General features: G+C 65.0%; 6 protein-coding genes. All 6 read left to right on the forward strand.

Annotation, left to right across the window (positions count from 1 at the left end):
- The first annotated feature begins 76 nt into the window (after nt 1-76).
- On the forward strand, nt 77-1,870 hold the full coding sequence (gene lepA / locus N5E02_RS19975) for a translation elongation factor 4 (RefSeq protein WP_235649451.1): 1,794 nt from the start codon (nt 77-79) through the stop codon (nt 1,868-1,870).
- Nucleotides 1,871-1,924: 54 nt separating this feature from the next.
- Entirely contained in the window at nt 1,925-2,719 is a 795-nt protein-coding gene (gene lepB, locus N5E02_RS19980; RefSeq protein ID WP_005418234.1) for a signal peptidase I, read from the forward strand.
- Nucleotides 2,720-2,756: 37 nt separating this feature from the next.
- Nucleotides 2,757-3,140 (forward strand): DUF4845 domain-containing protein, encoded by a 384-nt coding sequence (locus tag N5E02_RS19985; RefSeq protein WP_014038086.1) that lies wholly within the window; start codon nt 2,757-2,759, stop codon nt 3,138-3,140.
- Complete coding sequence (gene rnc / locus N5E02_RS19990; RefSeq protein ID WP_005418230.1) at nt 3,130-3,810, forward strand: ribonuclease III; 681 nt, start codon at nt 3,130-3,132, stop codon at nt 3,808-3,810. The genes N5E02_RS19985 and rnc overlap by 11 nt, the downstream gene beginning before the upstream one ends.
- Nucleotides 3,807-4,703, forward strand: coding sequence for a GTPase Era (era, locus tag N5E02_RS19995; protein ID WP_005410599.1), 897 nt, complete (start codon nt 3,807-3,809; stop codon nt 4,701-4,703). Before rnc ends, era begins: the two co-directional genes overlap by 4 nt.
- Nucleotides 4,704-4,721: 18 nt before the next feature.
- The coding region (gene recO / locus N5E02_RS20000; protein WP_279946662.1) for a DNA repair protein RecO at nt 4,722-5,202 on the forward strand (481 nt) is incomplete at its 3' end.

Raw genomic sequence — 5,202 nt, forward strand, 5'->3', positions numbered from 1 at the left:
CGGGCGCCGGGCGTGCGATAATCGACCGTTACCCTGACGACGCCGCGCGCCGCCGCCACCTATGTCTTCTGATTCGATGCGGAACATCCGCAACTTCTCCATCATCGCCCATGTCGACCACGGCAAGTCCACGCTGGCCGACCGCATCATCCAGCTCTGTGGTGGCCTGCAGGCCCGCGAGATGGAAGCGCAGGTGCTCGACTCCAATCCCATCGAGCGCGAGCGTGGCATCACGATCAAGGCGCAATCGGTGTCACTGCCGTACCTGGCCAAGGACGGGCAGACCTATCACCTGAACTTCATCGACACCCCCGGCCACGTCGACTTCTCCTATGAAGTCAGCCGCTCGCTGGCCGCCTGCGAAGGCGCGCTGCTGGTGGTCGATGCGGCGCAGGGCGTGGAAGCGCAGTCGGTGGCCAACTGCTATACCGCCGTGGAGCAGGGCCTGGAAGTGGTGCCGGTGATCAACAAGATCGACCTGCCCACCGCCGACATCGAGCGCGCCAAGGCCGAGATCGAGGCCGTGATCGGCATCGACGCCTCCAACGCCGTGCCGGTCAGTGCCAAGACCGGCCTCAACGTGCAGGACGTGCTGGAGGCGATCGTCCATCGCATCCCGCCGCCGGTGCCGCGCGACACCGACAAGCTGCAGGCGCTGATCATCGACTCGTGGTTCGACAACTACCTGGGCGTGGTCTCGCTGGTGCGCGTGATGCAGGGCGAGATCAAGGCCGGTGACAAGCTGCAGGTGATGTCGACCGGCCGCAACCACCAGGTCGACAACGTCGGCGTGTTCACTCCCAAGCGCAAGGTGCTGCCGGCGCTGCGTGCCGGTGAAGTGGGCTGGGTCACCGCCAGCATCAAGGACGTGCATGGTGCGCCGGTCGGCGACACCCTCACCCTGGCCGGCGATCCGGCGCCGAAGCCGCTGCCGGGCTTCCAGGAAATGCAGCCGCGCGTGTTCGCCGGCCTGTTCCCGGTCGATGCCGAAGACTATCCGGACCTGCGCGAAGCGCTGGACAAGCTGCGCCTGAACGATGCCGCGCTGCGTTTCGAGCCGGAAAGCTCCGAAGCGATGGGCTTCGGCTTCCGCTGCGGCTTCCTGGGCATGCTGCACATGGAGATCGTGCAGGAGCGCCTGGAACGCGAATACAACCTGGACCTGATCAGCACCGCGCCGACGGTGGTGTATGAGGTCCTGAAGACCGACGGCTCGGTCATCAACATGGACAACCCGGCCAAGCTGCCGCCGGTGAACCAGGTCGAAGAGATCCGCGAGCCGATCATCCGCGCCAACGTGCTCACTCCCGAGGAGTACATCGGCAACATCATCAAGCTGTGCGAAGAAAAGCGCGGAAGCCAGATCGGCATCAACTACCTGGGCAGCCAGGTGCAGATCAGCTACGAGCTGCCGATGGCCGAGGTGGTACTGGACTTCTTCGACAAGCTCAAGTCGGTCAGCCGTGGCTATGCCTCGCTGGATTACCACTTCGTGCGCTTCGACGCGGGCCCGTTCGTGCGCGTTGACGTGCTGATCAACGGTGACAAGGTCGACGCACTGTCGCTGATCGTGCACCGCAGCCACGCCGACCGCCGCGGCCGCGAGCTGTGCGAGAAGATGAAGGACCTGATCCCCCGCCAGATGTTCGACGTGGCCATCCAGGCTGCCGTCGGCTCGCAGATCATCGCCCGCACCACGGTCAAGGCGATGCGCAAGAACGTGCTGGCCAAGTGCTATGGTGGCGACGTCTCGCGCAAGAAGAAGCTTCTGGAAAAGCAGAAGGAAGGCAAGAAGCGCATGAAGCAGGTCGGCCGCGTGGAGATCCCGCAAGAAGCGTTCCTGGCCGTGCTGCAGATGGACAACAAGTAAGCCCGCACCGGCCTCGCGGGGCCGGTCGTCTGGTGACGTTGCAAAGGACCCTGAATGAAACTGTTTGAGATCCTCCTGGTCGTGCTGACCCTAGCCTCGGGCCTGATCCTGCTCGCCGACAAGCTGTACCTCGCCAAGCGCCGCGCCCAGCGCGCGGGCCTGCTCGACACCGAGCCGGTGCTGGTGGACTACTCGCGTGCATTCTTCCCGGTGCTGGCGATCGTGCTGATCGTGCGCAGTTTCATCGCCGAGCCGTACAAGATCCCGTCCAGCTCGATGATGCCGAACCTGCTGATCGGCGATTTCATCCTGGTCAACAAGTTTTCCTACGGCCTGCGCCTGCCGATCAGCAACACCAAGATCGTCCCCTTCGGCGAGCCGTCGCGCGGCGACGTGGTGGTGTTCCACTTCCCCGGCCACAGCGACAACGATCCGGCCAAGGGCGAGAACTTCATCAAGCGCGTGATCGGCGTGCCGGGTGACACCGTGGTCTTCGAAGGCGACGGCGTGATCCTCAATGGCGAACCGCTGAAGTACGACAACAAGGGCATCTATGCCGGGCACAAGGGCCAGGGCGAGGGCGCCAACCTGCTGGTCGAGCACCTGCCGGGCCGTACCCATACCGTGCTGGAGACCGACTATCCGCGTGGCCAGGGCCAGTGGACCGTACCGGCCGGCAAGTACCTGGTGATGGGCGACAATCGTGACAATAGCGACGATGGCCGCTTCTGGGGCCTGCTGCCGGAAGAAAACCTGCGCGGCAAGGCCTTCCTGATCTGGCTGAACTGCCAGGGCTGGTTCTGCAAGGATGGCTTCGAGCCGTCGCGGATCGGCTCGAGCATCAACTGAGTACCTTCACATCCAACGCGTATCTGGGGAGAACGCAATGAAGACGATGAACACGCAGCGTGGCATGACCCTGACCTCGTTCCTGGCGGTCCTGATCGTGGTGGGTTTCTTCCTTTACATCGGCATGAAGCTGTTCCCGATGTACCAGGAGTATTACGCGGTGCGCTCGGCGATGAAGAGCCTGGCCAAGGAGCCGGGCGTGGGCAGCATGGAGCCGGCCCGGATCCAGGATCTGTTCTTCAAGCGCCTGTACATCAATTACTCGGAAAACGTGAAGCCGGCCAACGTGAAGTTCGACCGTCGCGACAATGGCTGGACCCTCAAGGTCAACTACGAAGTGCGCCGTCCGCTGGTCGGCAACCTGGACGTGGTTGGCAAATTCGATTCATCCCAGGACCTGACTCGAAGCGGTGCCGAATAAACCTTTCCAACGTGGTGACCTGATCGGTCATCCCTTCCGCGACCCGGCGCTGCTCAAGCAGGCGCTGACGCATCGTAGCGCCGGTGCGCCACACAACGAGCGCCTGGAATTCCTGGGCGACAGCATCGTCAACATGATGGCGGCCGAGGCGTTGTACCGACGCTGGCCCAAGGCTGACGAGGGCGCGATGACCCGTGCCCGCGCCGAACTGGTGCGTGAGGGCGCGCTGGCGGTGATTGGACGTAGCCTGGAGCTGGGCGAGCGGCTGATCCTGGGCCCGGGCGAAATGAAGTCCGGTGGCCACCGTCGTGATTCGATCCTGGCCGACGCGGTGGAAGCCGTGGTGGCTGCGATCTACCTGGATGCCGGTTTCGAGGCCTGCCGGGCGGTGGTACTGCCCTGGTTCAGCGCTTCGATCGAGGCACTGCCGGCCTCCGGCCGGCCCGAGAAGGACCCCAAGACCCGCCTGCAGGAATGGCTGCAGGCCCGACAGAAGGCGTTGCCGCAGTATGAACTGGTGTCAGAATCCGGTGACGACCACGCCAAGCACTTCCGGGTACGCTGCAACGTAGCCGACCCGGCCGCCAGCACCGAGGGCGAAGGCGCCTCGCGGCGGCTTGCCGAACAACAGGCGGCTGCGGCCGTCCTAGAACAACTGGATTCCAAGTGAGCGAACAAACTCCCCATCATTGCGGCAGCGTGGCCGTCATCGGCCGCCCGAACGTGGGCAAGTCGACCCTGACCAATGCTCTGGTCGGCGCCAAGGTCAGCATCGTCTCCAACCGTCCGCAGACCACGCGCCATCGCCTGCTGGGCATCGCTACCTATCCGGAAGGCCAGCTGGTGCTGGTCGACACCCCCGGCCTGCACAAGGTGCAGAAGCGGGCGATGAACCGGGTGATGAACCGCGCCGCGCGTGGCTCGCTGGAAGGCGTCGATGCCGGCCTGCTGGTGATCGAAGCCGGTCGCTGGGATGAAGAGGACAGCCTGGCGTTCAACGTGCTGCGCGACGCCGGCATCCCGGTGGTGCTGGTGGTCAACAAGATCGATCGCCTGAAGGAAAAGGGCGCGTTGCTGCCGTTCCTGCAGCAGGTGACCGAGGGTCGCGACTTCGCCGCCGTGCATCCGATCTCCGCGCAGAAGCGCAATGGCCTGGAAGCGCTGGTGCGCGACGTGCTGAAGCTGCTGCCGGAAGCCCCGCCGATGTTCGGCGAGGATGAGATCACCGACCGCAGCCAGCGTTTCCTGGCCGGTGAACTGGTGCGTGAGCAGCTGATGCGCCAGCTCGGCGAGGAACTGCCCTACGCCACCACTGTCGAGATCGAGCGCTTCACCGAGGACGGCAACCTGCTGCGCATCGGTGCGGTGATCTGGGTCGAGCGTGAAGGCCAGAAGGCCATCGTGATCGGCAAGGGCGGCGCCCGCCTGAAGGAGATCGGCGCCAAGTCCCGCCTGCAGATGGAGCGTCTGTTCGGGGCCAAGGTGTTCCTGGAAACCTGGGTGCGCGTGCGTGAAGGCTGGTCCGACGACGAGGCCGCGCTGAAGGCCTTCGGTTACGAGTAAGGCGTTGTAGTCGCTTCGATGATGATCGAGGACGACACCGGCTTCGTGCTGCACGCACGGGCCTACCGCGAGACCAGCCTGCTGGTCGAAGTGTTGAGCGCACAGCATGGCCGTATTGGGCTGCTTGCGCGTGGCGTGTCCACTGCCAAGGGCCAGGTGCTGCGCGCCGCCCTGCAGCCGTTGCAGTGGATCCGCTTCAGTGCCCAGCAGCGGGGGGAACTGGCCCAGCTGCGTAGCGCCGAGGCGCTGGATGCCGCGCCACGCCTGGTCGGGCAGGCGATGCTGGCCGGCTTCTACCTGAGCGAACTGACCCTGCGCCTGGCCCCGCGCCAGGACCCGCTGCCGGAGCTGTACCTCGCCTACGGCGAGGCGCGTGCGCGGCTGGCGGTGGGCGCTGGCCTGGCCTGGACCCTGCGCCGTTTCGAACGCGAGCTGCTGTCTGCGCTGGGCCTGGGTTTCGAGCTGGACAGCGCCAGCGATGGCCAGCCGATCGATCCGG

The sequence above is a fragment of the Stenotrophomonas sp. GD03777 genome (genome assembly GCF_029842485.1).
In the GTDB taxonomy this organism is placed as follows: Bacteria; Pseudomonadota; Gammaproteobacteria; order Xanthomonadales; family Xanthomonadaceae; genus Stenotrophomonas; species Stenotrophomonas sepilia.